14 protein-coding genes are annotated in these 18,641 nt (G+C 47.4%); 9 read left to right on the top strand and 5 right to left on the bottom strand.

What is annotated here, in order from left to right; all coding sequences use genetic code 11:
* Positions 1 to 58: 58 nt before the first annotated feature.
* The gene (locus FCN51_RS25470) at positions 59 to 2,365 is read right to left on the bottom strand and encodes a Hint domain-containing protein (protein ID WP_310256789.1); all 2,307 of its coding nucleotides are present in this window, start codon (positions 2,363 to 2,365) and stop codon (positions 59 to 61) included.
* A gap of 500 nt (positions 2,366 to 2,865) precedes the next feature.
* On the opposite strand from FCN51_RS25470, the gene FCN51_RS25475 reads away from it, so the two are divergent.
* Both FCN51_RS25475 and FCN51_RS25480 read left to right on the top strand, forming a co-directional pair.
* Complete coding sequence (locus FCN51_RS25475) at positions 2,866 to 3,747, top strand: amidohydrolase family protein (protein WP_310256792.1); 882 nt, start codon at positions 2,866 to 2,868, stop codon at positions 3,745 to 3,747.
* A 91-nt stretch (positions 3,748 to 3,838) separates the two neighbouring features.
* Positions 3,839 to 5,059 carry an MFS transporter gene (locus FCN51_RS25480; protein WP_310256794.1) on the top strand — a complete coding sequence of 407 codons (1,221 nt, stop codon included), beginning with the start codon at positions 3,839 to 3,841 and terminating at the stop codon, positions 5,057 to 5,059.
* Positions 5,060 to 5,153: 94 nt separating this feature from the next.
* On the opposite strand, the gene FCN51_RS25485 is transcribed toward FCN51_RS25480, so the two are convergent.
* Positions 5,154 to 7,301 (bottom strand): AsmA family protein, encoded by a 2,148-nt coding sequence (locus tag FCN51_RS25485; RefSeq protein ID WP_310256797.1) that lies wholly within the window; start codon positions 7,299 to 7,301, stop codon positions 5,154 to 5,156.
* Positions 7,302 to 7,605: 304 nt separating this feature from the next.
* Here FCN51_RS25485 and FCN51_RS25490 point away from each other — a divergent pair, with 304 nt between their 5' ends.
* The 5 genes from FCN51_RS25490 (at position 7,606) to FCN51_RS25510 (ending at position 12,764) form a co-directional block, all read left to right on the top strand.
* Complete coding sequence (locus tag FCN51_RS25490) at positions 7,606 to 9,036, top strand: DUF2252 domain-containing protein (RefSeq protein WP_310256801.1); 1,431 nt, start codon at positions 7,606 to 7,608, stop codon at positions 9,034 to 9,036.
* A 173-nt stretch (positions 9,037 to 9,209) separates the two neighbouring features.
* Complete coding sequence (locus FCN51_RS25495) at positions 9,210 to 9,791, top strand: TetR/AcrR family transcriptional regulator (protein WP_003624510.1); 582 nt, start codon at positions 9,210 to 9,212, stop codon at positions 9,789 to 9,791.
* Positions 9,788 to 10,117, top strand: a complete 330-nt coding sequence (locus FCN51_RS25500) for a DMT family transporter (RefSeq protein ID WP_003624509.1) — start codon at positions 9,788 to 9,790, stop codon at positions 10,115 to 10,117. The genes FCN51_RS25495 and FCN51_RS25500 overlap by 4 nt, the downstream gene beginning before the upstream one ends.
* A gap of 47 nt (positions 10,118 to 10,164) precedes the next feature.
* Positions 10,165 to 11,259, top strand: a complete 1,095-nt coding sequence (locus FCN51_RS25505) for an efflux RND transporter periplasmic adaptor subunit (RefSeq protein WP_310256810.1) — start codon at positions 10,165 to 10,167, stop codon at positions 11,257 to 11,259.
* On the top strand, positions 11,256 to 12,764 hold the full coding sequence (locus FCN51_RS25510) for an efflux RND transporter permease subunit (RefSeq protein WP_310256813.1): 1,509 nt from the start codon (positions 11,256 to 11,258) through the stop codon (positions 12,762 to 12,764). Before FCN51_RS25505 ends, FCN51_RS25510 begins: the two co-directional genes overlap by 4 nt.
* On the opposite strand, the gene FCN51_RS25515 is transcribed toward FCN51_RS25510, so the two are convergent.
* Positions 12,754 to 13,550, bottom strand: a protein-coding gene (locus FCN51_RS25515) for an IS5 family transposase (protein WP_197051022.1) whose coding sequence is annotated in 2 segments (ribosomal slippage) — positions 12,754 to 13,211 and positions 13,211 to 13,550 — 798 coding nt in all. Because the reading frame shifts where the segments join, the coding sequence is not laid out codon by codon here. The genes FCN51_RS25510 and FCN51_RS25515 overlap by 11 nt on opposite strands.
* Before the next feature lie 92 nt (positions 13,551 to 13,642).
* On the opposite strand from FCN51_RS25515, the gene FCN51_RS25520 reads away from it, so the two are divergent.
* Both FCN51_RS25520 and FCN51_RS25525 read left to right on the top strand, forming a co-directional pair.
* Positions 13,643 to 15,145: an efflux RND transporter permease subunit gene (locus tag FCN51_RS25520; protein ID WP_310258511.1), complete on the top strand. Its 1,503-nt coding sequence runs from the start codon at positions 13,643 to 13,645 to the stop codon at positions 15,143 to 15,145.
* Between the two features lie 53 nt (positions 15,146 to 15,198).
* Positions 15,199 to 16,593, top strand: a complete 1,395-nt coding sequence (locus FCN51_RS25525; protein WP_310258514.1) for an efflux transporter outer membrane subunit — start codon at positions 15,199 to 15,201, stop codon at positions 16,591 to 16,593.
* Between the two features lie 19 nt (positions 16,594 to 16,612).
* On the opposite strand, the gene FCN51_RS25530 is transcribed toward FCN51_RS25525, so the two are convergent.
* Together FCN51_RS25530 and FCN51_RS25535 are read right to left on the bottom strand one after the other, a co-directional pair.
* On the bottom strand, positions 16,613 to 17,929 hold the full coding sequence (locus FCN51_RS25530) for an Hsp70 family protein (RefSeq protein WP_310256816.1): 1,317 nt from the start codon (positions 17,927 to 17,929) through the stop codon (positions 16,613 to 16,615).
* A gap of 45 nt (positions 17,930 to 17,974) precedes the next feature.
* The gene (locus tag FCN51_RS25535) at positions 17,975 to 18,622 is read right to left on the bottom strand and encodes an SOS response-associated peptidase (protein WP_310256819.1); all 648 of its coding nucleotides are present in this window, start codon (positions 18,620 to 18,622) and stop codon (positions 17,975 to 17,977) included.
* Between the last annotated feature and the right edge of the window lie 19 nt (positions 18,623 to 18,641).

The following is an 18,641-nucleotide window of genomic DNA, read 5'->3' on the forward strand; positions in this document are numbered from 1 at the left end:
AAAACAGGCTTCATTCGCATGAATGAAGCCTGTTTATCAGTATGATTATAAAAGATAATCAGGCAGAGCGTAATTGAGCTTCTGCTGTTTTATGGTTTTGAACGGTGTATGGCCCCGCAGCACGAATAGTCATGGACAGAAGGCCCATTTTGCCTTTGGTATAACCGCCCAGCGGCAGCATGGCATTGCCATTTGTCCATGCACAATCTGCCCAATCCGTATCATGCCAGCCTTCGGGCTTTTCAGCCTGAAGATGAGATGTGATATCGTATAGCTGTTGAGCGCAGAGCAAATGCACGTCTGCTACCGCAACCCCCATGAAGCGACGGTCATCAACAAACGGTCCGATCACGTCGGCAGGACGGCTGGCCCGTGAGACGATACGCACATAAGCCGTATTGGCCGGTAGCATGAAGCTGTAATGCTGCCCATCCTGCCGGAAGGGGCGGATAGGAGCACCACTTTCCGTTATCAGATGTAAATCCACGTCCGTCACCAGTTTTGCATGTTCAGCCCCAATACTGTTGCTGTTCCGTGCGTTTAGTTTGCGGAACAGAGGCTCAACAAAAGCACGTTCCACGCATAAAGGTGCAGCTGAATGATCTGCCCAGCTTTGGATTGTGCGACGCAATGCTGCAATCTTACCTTCCTGACGGAATGCGCGGCGGTTGCCCGTATCCAGATAGCTTTCTGTCAGCATGCCATCGGCAGTAATAACGGAGTGTTGCTCTGTTTCCACATGGTAGTAATCGTAAGACGTAATGGAGGTATCATAAAAGATGGACACACCATTCACCAGCATACGCACGGGCACAAACTTGCCTTCAAAGAACAGGCAATGTTCTGCGGTAATCAGCATATCCTTATAGGGCACGCCATTAGCAATGGCATCCTTGCGAACACGCACAGGATATCCTGCTTCGTCATGCGGTAGGTCAGAGCGAACTGTTGCATGTGTTTTGCCAACCCAGATCACCGGGCGGCAAACGGTTTTGTTGCTTTTCCAATCAAAAGTAACAACCTGATCACCAATCTGGATATCTTCAACAGCCACATCACCATCCGATGTGCGGATCATGCTGCCAGACAAGAAGCACACTTCGTATATCAGATCTCCATTAGCATCAGAAACAAGCGTATAGCCTGCTTTTTCTGCGCCTGCGATGCTCAAGGTAACGGTCTTGCCGTTTGTAAGGAGAAGATTAACCTGATCAGCACTTGGATATGTAACACTTGTCACATCTGCGGCTTTCAGCCCGGCAAGTTGAATTCCATCGGAAGCTCCAGCGGAAGTGCCGTTAAAGCCGCTGATCACTGTTGTAACAGTGCCACCGGATGTCAGGCCGGAAATGACCACACCGGTATTGCTGCTTCCAGCCACATCAATAGTGCCACCTGTTCCTGCCTGAATGGTGGCGCTTCCTCCATCCTGCAAAGTAACAGTGCCAGTTAATGTTGCATTATTTTCAAAAGTTATACTGCCACCACTATCAACTGTAACGGTATCTGCGGTTGCGGCATCATAAAGCGTGGCTTCACCACCGTTTGTAATAGTTGTGTCAACAATTGTTCCACCAGACACCAATAAATGACCATTGGCTGATACTGTTGTGCCTGTTGCCGAACCACCCGTAGAAACAGTTAAACTTGCCCCAGATGCTACCTGCGTTCCACTTGCAGAGCCGCCACCCTGAACTGTTTCCGCTGTGCCTGAATCGCTTAGAATTGTCCCGGTGGTAGAGCCACCGTTTGATACATAAACCTGGCCTCCTGATGTGGCATTGATACCAGATATTGCAACGCCACTTTCAATTTGAAGGGTACCGCTATCTGTAACGGAGGCGTTTGTAACTTGGCCTCCGGAAATATCGCCGTACGTATTTTGCCCGGTTACTGTAAAACCATCTAATGAAGCACCACTGTATATACCTACCCAGCCGCCATCTTCTGTGGTCCAGTTTGTGCCAGTTCCTCCATCATGCAAATAGGCGTGCGTATTATTTCCAGAAATGATCAGGTTGTTTGCCGTTCCCCATACGGCTTCCTGACCATTGGCTTTAATCAAATCATTATCGCTTGAGCCACCAGCGGAAACAATAATATTGCCTCCATCCGTTACAGATGTGTTGGAAGTCTTGCCACCATTTGAGACATTTAAAACAGCACTGGCTCCAGACACCAATGCACTTATAGCTGTTCCGCTGTTATAAACATCTATATATCCGCCAGAACCCACAGTAACATTGCTGGCAATGCCGCCGGAACTTACAAAAAGCCCAACACCGCTCAGAACTGTTCCGCCATTCAGTTCTGTGGCATTACCGCTGCCACCACCTATAGTGGTATCTTGAGAAATATCTGACATAATTATTTACCTTTTCTAAGAAGCTTCTTGTAATGCTTGGGGGTGAGTTAAGCATTTAAACGGACGTGGCAGACTTATTAGCTGCAGGCACCGCGAACCATTGTGATGGTTGAAACCAGATATTACGAAACGCACCGTTTCAGCCGAACATGATGGACTTAAGCTGCTCACGATGAAAAACGGGACAGACTTTAACCATTGTGCACGTTCTGCCGTGAGATGATTTTTGGCATATACATCTGCCTGTTCGGTAACTGAGGTTGCTTCTGTTTTCTCAATCATGATAAGTGATACCGAGATGTTTTGTTATGAATAACTTTTTTATGTTCACACGTCTGGATTTTCTTAACTCTAAAATCATTAAAAAACAAACATGAGCCCATGAAAAGGAAAATTATGGAAAATAAAAATGCAGCATCGGGAAACGTTTGATACGTTGTTGTGTCATAACCCCGGAAAGCGGTTTAAAGCCGCTCAATTATTTTGAGTGAAGCTGCCTTATGTCTATTTCCGCCTTGCCTGTAACGGCAAACTGTCCTGCGCCATTCAGCACTTTGCATCATCCCAACTTTGTAGTGCCGGATTTTGCGTGTGATACGCACGCCCATGTTATTGCAGAGGATACAGCCCGTTATCCATTTACACCCAACCGTAGCTATACACCGCCACCTGCGCCGGAAAAGGCCTATCTGGCCATGTTGGATGCCTTGGGAGTACAGCGTGGCGTGCTTGTGCAACCAAGTATTTATGGCACAGACAACAGGTATATGTGCCACGTGCTGGCACGCCATACCGACCGCTTGCGAGGGGTAGCTGTGATTGATGCAACAGTTAGCAATGCGGAGTTGGAACTGATGCATGCGCAAGGTGTGCGCGGCGTGCGTATTAACGCCCTGTTTCGTGGGGGCGTTGCGTTAGACAGTATGGAACAGATTGCCGCACGCATTGCACCTTTTGGCTGGCATATGCAGTTTCTTATAGATGTAGCCCATGGAGTGGACCTTCTGCCGCGCATTGCGCGCCTTGGGTGCGAGGTGGTGATAGACCACATGGGTTATCTTACCCCCGCAGCAGACAGTACGGATGCATTAAAGGCTCTGGAAAAATACGTTGCAGAAGAGGGATGGTGGGTGAAACTCTCAGGGGCGTACCGTCTGGTGAAAAAACTTGAGGACATGTGGCAAGTTACCCGGCTTGCACAGGCACTCATCCGCGCCAATCCTCAACGTATGGTATGGGGAAGTGATTGGCCGCATGTTGCTGTGCACGATATGCCAAACACAACAGACTTGCTTTCCATGCTGGCAGAATGGGCGCCAGATGACATCATGCGCCAACGCATTTTGGCACAAAACCCTGCAATGCTCTACGGGTTTTCATAAGTATTGCAAGACCGAACGCAATAACAAACTTCTTTCCAAACAGTCTGTTCCAATAACCTATTCCAAATAACAAGAAAAACTGGAAAATAGTATGGCGTGGCTGACCGGACTTTCTCGTGCGGAAAAGGCAACCTGCCTTTCCGCCTTTGGTGGCTGGATGCTTGATGCATTCGACTACATGATTTTCACCTTTGTCATCACAACACTTATTGGGTTGTGGCACATCAGCCCAGCCTCTGCAGGAGCTTTGGTAACGGTCACGCTCTTGTTTTCCTCCTTTGGCGGGTGGGGAGCAGGTATTCTGGCGGATCGGTTTGGCCGTGTAAGGCTCCTTCAAGCCAGTATTCTGTGGTTTTCCATATGCACGTGTCTCATTGGGTTTTGTCAGAATTTCACCCAGCTTTTTATTGTCCGCACCCTTCAAGGCATTGGTTTTGGGGGAGAATGGGCTGTCGGTTCCGTTCTGGTAGGCGAAATTGTGCGGGCCGAGCATAGAGGAAAAGCTGTAGGCATTATCCAGAGCGGTTGGGCCGTAGGATGGGGAGCAGCGGCCATATTTTATACTCTGGCTTTTAGTATGCTGCCACCTCATCTGGCATGGCGCACCTTGTTCTGGATAGGTATTTTACCGGCTTTTCTGGTGCTATACGTCAGGCGCCATGTGCCTGAACCTACGAGCTTTAAGGAGCAGAAAAAGGCTCCCCCTCAGCCGTTCTGGGCCATATTTGGGCCCGATCTGTTTAAAACGACTATGCTTTCAGCATTGCTGTGCTTGGGTATTCAAGGCGGATATTACGCCATTACAACATGGCTACCTACTTATCTGGAAAAAGAACATGGGCTTTCAGTCATTCACACGGGTGAATATCTGATGGTTGTGATTATGGGTTCTTTTTTGGGGTATGTATGCGGGGCGTTTCTGGCCGACTTATGGGGCAGAAAGCCTACGTTTTCCTTTTTTGCTGTGCTTTCCCTATGCAGCGTTATTACTTATTTACTTCTGCCATTAACAGGCACGGAAATGTTGATTGCAGGCTTTCCTCTTGGTTTTTCCGCATCGGGTATTTACAGCGGATTGGGCGCATATTTATCAGAACTCTTCCCACAAGCCTTACGAGCAAACGGGCAGGGGTTTGCCTATAACTTCGGGCGTGCCATGGGGGCGCTTTTTCCGGGCATTATCGGTTTTCTAAGCCAGAGCATGGGGCTGGGTAGGGTCATCTGCCTGTTTGCAACATGTGCTTATGGCGCGGTGTTGCTGATTGTATTTTGCCTGCCGGAAACAAAAGGCAAGATCCTGAAAAACTTCTGATTGTAAAACACTATATGACGTAAATCAGTGTATCTTCTTGCATTGGTTGTGGGTGAGCAAATTTGCTCACTCACAACCAATATAAACCGATTGCTTATTTCTTGTTCTTAAGTTTTGCTTCCCATGCGGCCCGCACTTCAGCGGGTGTCATTTGCTTTTGTCCCTTTTTCTGATTTTGAGCTGCCGCCAGTTTCTTGCTTTTTGTAGTCTGATTTTTGGAAGAAACGGGCTTCTGTTTACCCATCGAACCACGCGCGTGAGAGAGTGCTCCCGGCGCAATGCCCGCTGCGGGGTTGCTGTTTACTTCCTGAACAGCACGGCTGCACAGCGATTTATCACCTACACCGATCTGAATAGTTGGAAGCAAAGCAAGTGGAGGAAAAACAAACCCAAGCCCGGCAGCAGCAGCGGCACGACCAAGAATTTCGGCACCGGGCAGAACCATAGGAGACTTGATGGGGCCGGTAATATGAAACGCACCGGGCAGGGAGGCGATGGTCGGGTTCTGTGAGCGTGTAGTCAGCTCGTAATCCAGCTTGTTCGTGCGGAAATTGATGGTGCCTTTGCCCAATGTGCGTGCTTCGCCGGTTTCAAGCAGCAGCGTATTGGTTGAGACAATCCCGTTCTTCAGCGGCATATCGGCAATAAAACAACGAATATCGGTATGAGATGGCAGACCAATGGCACTCAGAACGGCATTCGCCAATTGCAGCCCCAACACACTCGGCAAAATAGCGGTAATATCTCCCCCTTGGTCTAGAACCAACGTCAGGCCGCCATTGCCAGCCGCCATCAGAGAGGCAATGGAATTGCCTTTTGCCCTAAGTGTCATGTGGCCACCAATAATGCCTTGGGCTTTTGAATCTGTGGTGGCCTGCATGATGCGTGAGAGGTCAATACGGGCAAAATCAATACGCGCGGTTGTATCAAAGAGCTTGCCATCTGGTTTTAGGGTGGCGGAACTGGCCAAAGTGCCATTCCCAACCGCAAAATTCAGACGTTTCAGATCAATCGCGCCATCTGTCACAAAAAATTCGGCATCAATATTATCCAGCGGGACTTTCTGGTTCTCGATATGCGCTCCATGATACGTGACATGTGCGTTTACGGCATTCAGTTTGGGTATGTTGATAGGAGTATCAGGCAGCACCGTATTGCTTTTGGCTTCTGCTTTTTCTTCGGCTTTTGTCTTGTCAGGCTTGGCACCAATAAAGCCGCCCAGATCAACAAGGTTCACTTGCTTGGAATGTAGGTCTGCCTGCACGAATATGGGTTTTTCATGAGGGTTCACCTCAATGGTGCCACCAATATCACTGGTGCCCATTTTGCCTTCAAAATCTTTAAAAACAACATGTTCACGAGTATAATCCAAAGCGCCTGTAATGCTGTAAGCAGGTGTGCGTGGAATAGGCACACCGGTGAGTGGATACAGCAAAGACATATCCGGCCCAGCAAAGTGCAATTTAAGGCGCGCCCCACCAAGTGTGAGCGGGTGAACAACGTCTCCTTTCAGCGTGGCTGTTGTGGGGCCATTTTGCACAAACAGATCAACCGGATAAGGCTCCTTATCAGCAACAAAGGAGAGAACGGTGCCGCCTACAAAGCGGGCTGTAATAGGTTGCTGAGCATAACGACCTTTGGCTGTAAGGCGCAAAGTGCCGCGATTATTGCCTTCTGGTGGTGTGGTTTCCACCCCCATCTGCATATCAGCCTGTAGCGGATCATACCGCACATGCAGCGCACCATCGGTAATGCGTAGCTCTCCAATATCAGGCAGATTGCTGGCTTGATCGGTCTTGTTTTTATCTGTTGGAGCAGGTTTTCCGTCAGCGGTGAAAGTGTAATTGTTTTCACCATTCTTGCGGGCAAAAATATCTGCTTTGGGGTCTGTAAGAGCTATAAGCGGAATATGCAGTGCCCGATGCCACAGGTAGGACCAGACATCCACAGAAACAGCCAGTTCCTTGGATTCAGCAAATAGGCTTTTTTCCTGAGCAAAGGTTTTGGGCTGCTCAATCCGCAGATTTTCCACCCGAATGGTTATTACTCGCCCAAGAGCAACATGCAGGTGCTCAATGGTGGTTTTACGGTGCAAGATTGCCGTGGCGCGGGAATTGACCAACGGCACAAACCAATCCCATGACCAAAATACAATCAGCAGAATAACGGCCAACAGGAAGGAGCCAAACCCTACCAGCACCGGGTGCGATTTTGCGGGTGTCTGAGGGGGTGTTTCTGTCATAGGGCAAGCTCCTTGAAGGCATGAGGCCAGAAAAAGATAAGGCTTTAAAATATCACAGGGTTAGAAAAGTTTATCCTGGCATTACATCTATATAACAAGGCAAACGCTACCTTTGGTTGCGAAGTTCCTACCCATCACCAATCTGGCATGCTGCGCGCGTGAGAGAGCGGCGGACAGGGGAGGTGTGTTCCTAAATAAAGACACAGGACTTAAATATGGCCAGAGATGTAAGCATAGCGCATACCTGTAGTGCGTTGCGTTTGGATTGTTGGCGCAATCTGCCAGCTATGCCTACAAATACCTTATGACATCTGCTCATTCGGCACTGGTTGCCAGCCTCATCCCTCGCGCCCTTCGCCATGCCCAGGGTGTAAAACTGCGTAAGATTGCTCCGCGTACCCAGCAGGCAGAATGGCACCCTCCCAAAAAGAGGATGGACCCAGTATCTATCCTTGTTACACAAGGAGAGCAGCGGATTAGCGCCTTGTTGCCTGTGCGTTATGCACGCATGGCGGCTTCTCCCTTTGCTTTTTTACGCGGGGCAGCGGCTGTCATGGCGGCTGATTTGGCCGGAACACTTTCTGCAGGTCCCAAAGTGCAGAGCTGTGGAGATTGCCACCTCGCCAATTTTGGTAGCTATGCCTCAGCAGAGGGAACGGCCATTTTTGATATCAATGATTTTGATGAAACACTTTCAGCCCCATTTGAATGGGATATCAAACGCTTAGGTACCTCTTTGGTTCTGGCAGGGCGAGAGTCTGGCCTTTCCGAAGCATCTGCACGCACTCTGGCGCGTAGCATGGCGCAATCCTATGTGCAGGAAATGGTGCGTTTGGCCCCCATGAGCCCATTGGAAATTTGGGCAGAACGCATTGATCTTTCTGCCGCTATTGCAGGATTTCAGGACAAGCAGGCGCGCAAAAAAGTCCAGAGCCTGCTTGATGCACGACTGGAAAGTGCACGTAAACATTTTGGCCTTGTGGCGGAAGATTGCGGCACACCGCGCCTGACAGAAAAACCACCCCTGGTAGTGCGGTTGCCAGAACAGGATGCAGCAATACGCGCAGCTTTTGCCCGATATATTGCCACACAACCGCCTGAGCGTGCCATTCTGCTTTCTCGCTACACGTTGCAAGATGTTATTTTCAAGGTTGTGGGGGTGGGCAGTGTTGGCACGTTTTGCGCCATAGGTCTGTTTTCGACACCAGATAATGAAGTTTTACTGCTTCAGATTAAGGAAGCGCAGGCTTCTGTCTTGGCTCCACATCTTCAACCTTCACCGTTCCATAATCAGGGTGAGCGCGTTGTGGTGGGGCAGCGTATTATGCAAACAGCATCCGATGCGTTTTTAGGTTGGACGCATAGTAGCGGCACAGATGAAGTAGATGGCGAAACCGGAAGCCTTGCTGTCGGGCAACGCCAGTTTTACGTGCGTAGGCTAAAAGACCAGCGCTTAGCGGCTATTGGGGCAGAATTTGCACAGATTGGTCTGCCCGATTATGCGCTTTTATGTGGACGTACACTTGCACGTGCCCATGCACGCTCTGGTGATGTTGCCACTCTGGCGGGGTATTTGGGTGGTGGGCGCGCCTTTGCAGATGCCATTGCTGGATTTTCTGTTGCTTATGCTGACCAAACAAAAGCCGATTGGAAAACCTTTTGCGCAGCCATTAAAGCAGGCCGAATTTCTGTTTCAACGCCAAAAGAAAATGTAATTCCAAAAAAGAAATCTTAGCCCAAGCTTATGTTCTGATGAGAGGTGCAACGCTTATATGTGCCTTTCATCAGGAAGCATAAATTATTGGATAATCGGTAGATTTAGACGCCGAAAACCCTGAATTTTCACCCTTTTTCAAAATGCATAAATTTTGAGTTTACATAAAACCGTCCGGACGGTATGTTTTACGCATGACAAGCCATAAAACACGCACAAACAATCCGGAATCTGTAAAAAGCAATCTTTTGGATGCTGCGGCCGAAATACTGATTCATGAAAGCGCTCAAAAGCTCACATTGAATCTGGTTGCCAAAAAAGCTGGGGTTAGCAAAGGCGGCTTGCTCCATCATTTTCCTTCCAAGGAGAAGCTTCTTGATGGATTGTTCCATCGGGAACTCAATCTCTTCCGGGATGAAATACTAGCCGCAATGGAAAAAGACCCTGTTGAAACAGGGCGTGCTGCGCGTGCCTATATTGGTTTGGGTAATCCTTCTAACCCGCAAGACAAAAGCTATATTATTCTTCGCCAGCTATTGTCTATTATGCTTTCAGATAGTGCGCTGTCTGAGGAATGGACACGTATTTATTGGCAAACCATAAAATCTACAGGGCTTTTTGAAGAAAGCTCACCTTTAATGATTTTATGCTGCCTGGCAGCAGATGGATTATCATTATGGGAAATATTGGGTGCTGATAGAGTGGATAACATTCATTACGAAGATATTCACAATATTATTGAAAAAATTACATATTCCAAACAGACAGACAAATGAAGGGCTTTTTATACATCTTCTTTACAGTGATTTCCGAAGTAGTAGGCACGGCAGCGCTCAAGGAAACACAAAATTTTACAAAACCTCTACCAATTTGTGTGATGAGTATTGGATATGTGCTTTCTTTCCTCTTTCTGTCCCTTGCCTTAAAAATTACACCGATGAGTGTGGTTTATAGTGTATCTTCTGGGTTAGGGATTGTTTTTTCATGCCTTATTAGCCGGTTTTATTTTAATCAAAGTTTAGATTATTCGCAAATACTAGGTATTGTGCTGATATTTTTTGGTGTCTTGCTGTCAAACGGCACCAATATCCACAATACGTAAAATCCCTGAAATGCTCAAAGTAGAGCAAGTGCATAGTTGTAAGTATTATGTATTACCAGATCAAAAAAACAAATGCGCTTTATAAATCTCTCTTGGTCGTCTCTTTTCTATTTATAAATGGCTGCAAGGCTAAACACCCGGAGGCTGTAGTTTTACAACAGAAACCTATCGAGGCTGTTCAAGTTGTGCAGGCAGATGACAATTCGCCTCAATATGTGGGTTTCTATACTGCTCAGCGTATTATATCTGTGTCTTCATTGCGGGAAGGAAAAATTAAAACTATTCCTGTACATGAAGGTGAAATCATACATAAAAATGATATTTTAGCTATTCTGAACAATACAGACTCAAAACTGCTTTTAGCTCAAGCTCAGAATGAGTTTGAAGCAGCACGCGCCAACACGCTTCAACTTTCTGATCTTGTAAAACGTAGTAACGGTTTGGATGCCATTGGCGCGTTATCAACCAGTGCAATAAAAGACAGACAATCAGCTCTTTCTGTGGCTCGCGCAAAGGAAAAAGTTGCAAAAGAAGCTGAAAAACTGGCCGAAAGCCAAGAACAGCAAAGTATGATCCGGGCTCCAGAAGATGGAACAATCCTCAAAATTTCTACTCAGGCTGGTACATTAGCAGGGGTGGGGAGTGAGATTGCTGTAATGGCAGCAGGCAATCCTGAAATTGACGTGGAATTATACGATTCAAAGTCTGTGAACATTGGCGAAAAAGTTGAAATTAAGTTCATGGAAGATACCCACACCTCTGTTGCGCATGGAAAGGTTGTGCGTATCAGCCCATATTTTGATCCTGATACAAAAGTAAGGCATGCACGGGTTTCATTAGAAACGCCGTTGCCAATACCATTTAATTCTTCTGTTTTTGTTAAGTTATTACCAGATCAAGCAAAAAACCTTGTTCGCATCCCTCTTACTGCACTGTTTTACAAACAAAATATGCCTTGTGTGTGGGTAATTGATGAAGACAGACAACATATTAAAGAACAACATATCGCTATTGTAAATTTAAGTGGTCAAGATGCTATTGTTGTCGGGCTTTTACCTGAACAACTTGTTGTCTCCACTGGTCCAGATGTTCTTCGGCATGAAGACATCGTGAAAATTGTGCAAATGGATGATCATTCATGATGCCTAAAAAATTTAATCCCTCTCGTTGGGCTGTGGAACATCCGCAACTTATCGGCTTCTTGATGGTCATCTCCCTCATTGCCGGGGGATGGCAATTTGCCAATCTAGGGCGTGCTGAAGATCCTAACTTCACATTAAAAAGCATGACAATTTCGGCCCAATGGGCTGGTGCAAGCCCAGATGCCTTGCAGGCACAAATAATAGATCCGCTTGAGCAGGAACTACGTGGTATAGAATATTTAGATACTCTTTCCACTTACTGTAACCAGTCCTTTTGTGTCACGCAGGTTTCATTAAATGACAACGCACCTAAAGAGCAGGTTTCGCAGATATGGCAGAAGGTGCGCAATAAAGTAGCTGATGTTTCTCCCTCTTTACCAGAAGGAGGCGCTTTATCTGTAAATGATGATTTTGCAGATGTTTATGGCTATACATTTGCACTGACTGGCCCAGAAGTATCCAGTCTTTCTCCTATAGCCAAGAAAATAAAAATTGGTTTTCAGAGAATTCCTGATGTTGGAAAAGTGCAAATTATTGGTGAAATACCAGCAACCTTTAATATAGACATAGACCCTGTTCGGCTAAAAAGTGCAGGTATAGGGCTGGCACAGTTTTCTGAAGCCATACAGCAACACAGCCTTATTGCATCAGGCGGCATGCAGGATTTTGGTATTGATGTGCCGGTTGATGTTTCTGGTGGTGTTTACAATCAGGAATCCATAGAACAGACCACATTACCTTCAAAATCTGGCAATTTGCGTGTCAAAGACATTGCGACTGTTAGTCGTGGCTATGTTGATCCGCCATCCAGCATTGTGCGGTATCATGGTCAATCAGCATTAATTATAGCTGTATCAATGGCAAAAGATGGTGATGGCCTTGCCTTGGGTAAAAAACTCAACACAGAACTAGATAAAATAAATAGTGAGCTCCCAGCCGGTCTGAAATTTGTTCAGGTTGAAGATCAAAGTAAGGTTATCAAGGAAGCTGTAAATACATTCCTTTTGAAGTTCTTTTTTGCACTTCTGGTTGTATTGATTGTGGCATTTGGAACGCTCGGGTTTAAAAGCGGAATGGTGGTGGCCTTTTCCGTGCCACTTACCTTATCTTTTGTCGCATTATACATGAAAATATCAGGTATCGGGTTAGAGCGTATTTCTCTTGGTGCCTTAATACTGTCTCTTGGGCTCCTTGTTGATGATGCAATTATTAGTATAGAAGCCATGATTGTGCAGTTATCCAACGGAGCGAGCAGGGAGGATGCTGCCTCCTACGCATGGTCACATACTGCATTTCCTATGCTTACGGGCACTTTAATAACAATTATAAGTTTTTTACCTGTTGGAATAGCAAAGTCTACAACAGGTGAGTATGCCGGTGAAATTTTCTGGGTAAGTGCTGCCGCATTACTTTGCAGCTGGGTTGTGGCTGTGCTGTTTATACCTTTGCTTGGCGTATGGTTTTTACCTCAACCAAAACATGCATTAGGGCCTGTTAGAGCTTGATCCAGTCTGCTGCGGCAGCGATGTGGATGACCGCGAGGAACGACGTTGCTGTTTTTTCATATCTGGTTGCGACAGCGCGCCACTCCTTGAGGCGAGCCCAGAGGTTCTCAACGAGATGCCGACACCGATAGGCCCATTTGGGGCAGGCGACCGGGCCATCGCGTCGTTTCGCAGGAATGGCTGGCCGTGCTCCCATGTCCCATATCCGTTCACGCATGGCGTTCGACGCGTAGCCCTTGTCCGCTACTACCCACAGGGGAGTGGCGGGAAGGCTGTCGAGCATGGCTGGTGCCAGAGGCAGTTCATGAGCCTGTCCAGGGGCCAGCGCAAAACCGAAGGCTTTTCCATGTCCATCAGCGATCACGCAGACTTTTGTGCCATAGCCACCGCGAGAGCGGCCAAGTGCTTCACGATGGTCTCGCTCTTCGAAAGAGGCCCCTTTTTTTGGGCTCCCGCCGCTTTGTGGTGAGCCCTGATGTTTGTGCCATCCAGAAAAGTCATTCCGAATGCCACTCCCTGTTGTTCCTGAACCAGTGCGAGCAGCCGCTCCCATACGCCGAGCTTCGCCCAGCGGATGAAAAGCTGCGCAGCCCGCCACCACGGACCCAGTTCAGCGGGGATACTCCGCCATTTCGCGCCATTCTCATGACGCCAGAAAATCGCTGCTATCGTCCGCCGCAGATCATGTGGCGGCGTCTTGCCCCTCGGGCGAACCTCCTCAATCAGAGGTTCCCAGATCGCCCATGTCTCGTCCGTAAAGGTGCCTGTTCTGTCTCCTTCTTCCATCCCTACAATATGGGAAGAAATTCAAGATCTAACAGGCCCTAGAAAATACACCATCTTTAGAAACAAAAAGCATTCTTGCCTTACGTAAAGTTCTGAAATGGGTTGTTGTTAAAAGAAAAACCGTTTGTGCCATAACTATTGCTCTTCTTATTATGGCAATTCTGGGTACAAATTTGGTGAATCAACAGTTTTTCCCCGTATCAGATCGTCCGGAATTGATTGTTGATGTTGCATTGCCTGCAGGCAGTTCACTCAGTAAAACCAATAAAGTTGTAAGTAATATTGAAAGCAGAATTTTACCCTTACCCTCTGTAGTCCATATTGAAACACATATAGGGGACGGTGCGCCCAGATTTTACCTGCCTTATATACCAGCAAGCCCCAGTGCATCGCATGCAACATTACTTTTAGTTGCCAAGGACCTGACTGCTCGGGAAGAACTTTTCAAGACGATTAAAGAATTTGCCAATGACATTCCCGCAAGCCTTCATGTACAAAGGCTTTCTTTGGGGCCAACGGCTGATTTTCCTGTGCAATATCGCATTATTGGGCCAAATGTAGATGAAATTATAAATACTTCTCATGAAATAAGAGATATTCTTAAAAATACACATGGCACATCTGATGTGCAGATTGATTGGGGCAACCGTACGCTTTCTGAATCATTCAAGCTGGATGCAGAAAAGGTTGTTCATTTTGGCAGTAATCGTATTGCTATTGCACAACAAATGCAGGCTTTTCTTTCTGGAGAAGTGGTCGGCACCATTTTTAATGCAGATACCCACCGTAGTTTGGTGGTGCGTGCAGAAGACAAATTCCGTCATAACCCGCAATTATGGGCACTGCTTCCAATACAAACGCAGATGGGCAATGTATTCTTGGGCCAATTAGGCGCTTTGGAGATTAAGCAGGTTTTTCCTGTTATATGGAGAAGAAATGGCGAACCATGCATAACAGTTCAATCTGATGTTATGCCCGGTGTTGAAGCGCTGGAAATTGTAGAGCACATAAAGCCAGAAATAGATAACATACAAAAGCATCTTCCATACGGTTATAGAATAGAAGTAGGGGGAGACGCTGAACTTTCTCAAACAGCTAATGATGCCATATTTGCTCTATTGCCCCCAACAGTGGGCATTATGTTGCTTATTTTAATGCTGCAACTGCAAAAATTCAGCCGTGTCGTGCTGGTTTTGTGCTCCAGCTTTTTAGGTCTGATCGGGGCTGTATTGGGCTTGCTTGTTTTTAATGCGCCATTTGGTTTTGTTGCTTTGCTAGGCTTAATTGCTCTAGCTGGAATGATCATGCGCAACACCATATTATTGGTCGATCAAATAGAATATAATAAACACAATGGTTCAACACTTAACGCATCTGTTATTGATGCCACTATATTGCGTGCACGGCCTGTTATACTTACAGCCTTGGCCTCTGTTTTTGCTTTCATTCCTTTAGCATTCAATATCTTTTGGGGACCTATGGCCATTGTTATGATTGGGGGGTTGAGTGTTGCGACATTTCTTACACTTCTTTCTCTGCCAGCTTTTTACTTGGTCATATTCAGTGAAAAGAAAAAAGATAAGGCTGTGCAATGATGTTTATATTTTCTACATCACAGAAAAACAGAATTGCACTCTTGCTGTCCGCAATGTTGTTGGGTGCATGTTCCTTGCAGCCCAAAACATCACTCCCTACAGTTGCGTTACCACAAACATGGGAAAACGCACCGGCTCAACAATCTTATGGTAAAACACAAAAGCAATGGTGGCAGAATTTTAATCAGCCAAAGTTGAATGACCTAATAAGTGTTGGGTTGCAGGAAAATATTGATATCAATCTTGCTTATGAAAAACTGCAAGCATCTCGTATCGAAACAAAAATAGCCTATGCGGCAAATATGCCCGAAATTAACGGTACAGCAGGATACAGCAGAAATTATACATCTACTGCAGGTATAGGTGATGTATTGCGGCCTCTGCTCGGGCTAGATCAGGGTGGATCTTACCTGGAACCTAAAGGGGTTTCGTATAGCAATTTTAACACGGGCATGTTTGCCTCGTGGGAACTGGATTTATGGGGCCGCTATAAGCTGATGCGCAAAGTGGCAGACGCCAACCGTCAGGCCTTTCAAGATGATATTGATGCAGTATCCCTTTCATTTGAGGCAGAAATCTGCCGCCTCTACTTTATGTGGGTCAATCTTACCCAAATGGTGGAGGTGGAAAAAAAGGCTTCCGATATTTTAAAGGAAGTAGAAAATATAAATAATGTCTCGTATCAACAGGGGCTTATTTCACAAACAGTGCTTCTCGAACAAAGCAACCAGTTCCAGAAAGTTTTTATGAAGTATCAGGAACTGGATAACGCACAACAGGCCGTGCGTCGGGCGCTTTCCATGCTGGTATATAATCGCCCAGATGCATTATCTGTCATGGATCAAAGTTTTTCACCTATTGATTATACTCAGATCACACCAGCACCTTTAAAAATTCCATCTGTATTGGTGAAAAGCCGACCAGATATTCGTGTAGCTGAACAGAGATTGCATGCAGCTTCAGCCATGGTTGGTATTGCCAGGGCTGATTTTTACCCACGGATTACATTTTCCGGAGAACTGTCGATAGATGCGTTAACCTTAACCGAGTTTGGGTGGGGAGCACGAAATACCCAATTTGGCCCAACGCTCACATTGCCTATTTTTGAAGGCGGCAAAATTGCGCGGCAAGTGGAATTACGCAAATCCGAACTTAAAAGTGCCGGACTGGAATATAAGCGAACAGTGCTGAATGCCTGGAAAGAAACAGAAGATGCGCTTGCCAATTACAATATGACACGCGCACAGTATGGAAATGCTGTGCAGATGGCTGAAAATGCAAAAACCAGCGCAAAAAGGGTAGGGGCTTCCTACCGCCGTGGTGATGAATCTAAAGTAGAATTTCTGCTCAGCCAGCTTGCAAGCCTGGATGGTGAGGTTGAACTCCTGAACATGCAGCAACGTTTAATGGAGAATTACATTCGCCTCTATGTGGTTTCTGGTGGGTAAAGTGTAGGTTTCCCAAAACCTACACGGAGGCCAACGCTAACCCCTCAGCAACCGATACAAATTCTCCACCCAATTCAACCCGATCTTCTCCAAACCGAGAGGTAAAGAGCTGCCGCACGGCGGGCACGAAAGATGTGCCCCCTGTTAGAAACACTCGGTCAATCTGCTCTGGCGCAAGAGAGGCTTGGCTAAGTGCCTGATCAATACCGGCACCAAGTTTGGCAATATCTGGGGCAATCCAGCGGTCAAAATCTGCGCGTGAAACGGTTGTTTTAATATCCAGACCGGGTTGTGAGAAAGAAAGCTCAGCACTTTCCGCAGAGGATAAAGCCCGCTTGGTGGCAGAAACCGCATTGTAAAGCTCCTGCCCATGCTGCTCTCGAATAAGCTCGATCAGGCTTTTCAGTTTTTCCGGTTCAGAAGCCGTTCGGGCAACATCTGCAATCTCATTAAGAATACGCGGGGTGCGCATCAAAGAAAGACGATGCCAACGTGCCAGAGAGTGGTACCATTCAATAGGCACCGGAAGGGGCTCCCCTCCCATAATGCGGAATGTGCAATCACGCCCAAGGTAAGGGGCCACAACATTATCAATAATACGGAAATCGAACTGGTCCCCAGCCAGCCCTACACCTGTATGGCCAAGTAATTGTGCCCCTTGATTGCTGGCAGGGTCAAACCGCATGATCGAAAAGTCACTCGTGCCACCGCCAAAGTCTCCAACCAGCACTGTTGCGGGCTGGTTCAGCCGCTGCATAAAGCGCCAGCCCGCAGCTTCTGGCTCCATCATAACGGCCACATTTGCAAAGCCTGCCTGCGTAAAGGCCGCGCGTAACCGTGCTTCCCCCAGAGCGTTATCTGCGTTTTCGCCTACAAAATGAACCGGCCGCCCAACCGTAACGTGGCATTCTGCTGGGGTAATATCTGTAAGTGCCATCAATTCCCGCAGGAAAGTGGCAATCAGATTTTCTAACGAAAGGCGCTGGCTAAAAACCTGTGTCTCACGAAAGCTGGCTTGAGCCAGATAAGACTTCATGGACATGATAAGCCGCGTTTCAGACGGATCATCAAGATGCGCCTCAACCGCATAAGCGCCCACGGCCCGCTGGAGCAGCCGCCTGCCTCCTTCCATTTCCTGCCACAAGGCAAGAAGTGTGGGGCAGGTTTGGGAGGAACCACCGTCCGGCAAGGGGAAAGAAATGGTCTGGATGGTACGATCAGGGCGCGCGATCACGATGACGCTATTGGTCGTACCGAAATCAATGCCGATCTGGATAGGGCGGGCTGAAATAGTCATGGCCGGCGGAAAATAGTGTCCACTTGCCATGCTGTCCATGCCTCTGATGCTCTCCTGCACCAGATATCTGCATTTTAGGCGGGATTACTCCGGGGCGTTAGCTGGAGCAATCACTTTCAACATACCATCTGGTAGGGGCCTTTGTAGCTGAAGAGCTTCTTCCGCTGGCGCATTCATCCATATATCCAGCTCTTCCGGCTGCGTGAGAATAACTGGCATGGCTTTTGGGTGAATGGCTCCAACTTCTCGGTTGGCTTCTGTGGTCAGAAACCCAAAGAGGTTATCCGTTGTTTCTCCATCTGCCAGTTTGCGCACAGATGTCCACTGGCACCAGATACCGGCAAAAAATGCCAGAGGTTCACCATCACTACGGGCAAACCATACGGGTTGTGACTTGCCATCCGGCAGGCGCGTGGGTTCTGAAAAAGCCGTTAGCGGCACAAGGCAGCGATGCCCCACATGCTCCCAACGCTTCCACCACATGGAGGATGGGTGGCGGATATTTGTAACACCCCGGTCTACCTTGTGCCCCTTAAGATAGTTGGGAGGAGTTGGCATGCCCCAGCGCGCCATCATCAATTCCCGGCCTTGCACAGTATTACGCACAATGGGCGCCATGGTGTTGGGGTAGATATCTGGCAACGGCTGCAGATTGCCTGTGTTATCAACCACCACCTTTGCAGCCTTACGAATGGCCTGTGGGTTGGATGTCATGGAATAGAGGTTACACATCAGCTTGCTCCAAAGGCGC

This window comes from Acetobacter pasteurianus, from assembly GCF_009914215.2.
GTDB classification, from domain to species: Bacteria; Pseudomonadota; Alphaproteobacteria; order Acetobacterales; family Acetobacteraceae; genus Acetobacter; species Acetobacter pasteurianus.

Bases quoted from the DNA above. Each gene is read 5' to 3' on its own strand.
- FCN51_RS25470 (WP_310256789.1), bottom strand. From the start codon at position 2,365: ATGTCAGATATTTCTCAAGATACCACTATAGGTGGTGGCAGCGGTAAT.
- FCN51_RS25475 (WP_310256792.1), top strand. From the start codon at position 2,866: ATGTCTATTTCCGCCTTGCCTGTAACGGCAAACTGTCCTGCGCCATTC.
- FCN51_RS25480 (WP_310256794.1), top strand. From the start codon at position 3,839: ATGGCGTGGCTGACCGGACTTTCTCGTGCGGAAAAGGCAACCTGCCTT.
- FCN51_RS25485 (WP_310256797.1), bottom strand. From the start codon at position 7,301: ATGACAGAAACACCCCCTCAGACACCCGCAAAATCGCACCCGGTGCTG.
- FCN51_RS25490 (WP_310256801.1), top strand. From the start codon at position 7,606: ATGACATCTGCTCATTCGGCACTGGTTGCCAGCCTCATCCCTCGCGCC.
- FCN51_RS25495 (WP_003624510.1), top strand. From the start codon at position 9,210: ATGACAAGCCATAAAACACGCACAAACAATCCGGAATCTGTAAAAAGC.
- FCN51_RS25500 (WP_003624509.1), top strand. From the start codon at position 9,788: ATGAAGGGCTTTTTATACATCTTCTTTACAGTGATTTCCGAAGTAGTA.
- FCN51_RS25505 (WP_310256810.1), top strand. From the start codon at position 10,165: ATGTATTACCAGATCAAAAAAACAAATGCGCTTTATAAATCTCTCTTG.
- FCN51_RS25510 (WP_310256813.1), top strand. From the start codon at position 11,256: ATGATGCCTAAAAAATTTAATCCCTCTCGTTGGGCTGTGGAACATCCG.
- FCN51_RS25525 (WP_310258514.1), top strand. From the start codon at position 15,199: ATGTTGTTGGGTGCATGTTCCTTGCAGCCCAAAACATCACTCCCTACA.
- FCN51_RS25530 (WP_310256816.1), bottom strand. From the start codon at position 17,929: ATGGACAGCATGGCAAGTGGACACTATTTTCCGCCGGCCATGACTATT.
- FCN51_RS25535 (WP_310256819.1), bottom strand. From the start codon at position 18,622: ATGTGTAACCTCTATTCCATGACATCCAACCCACAGGCCATTCGTAAG.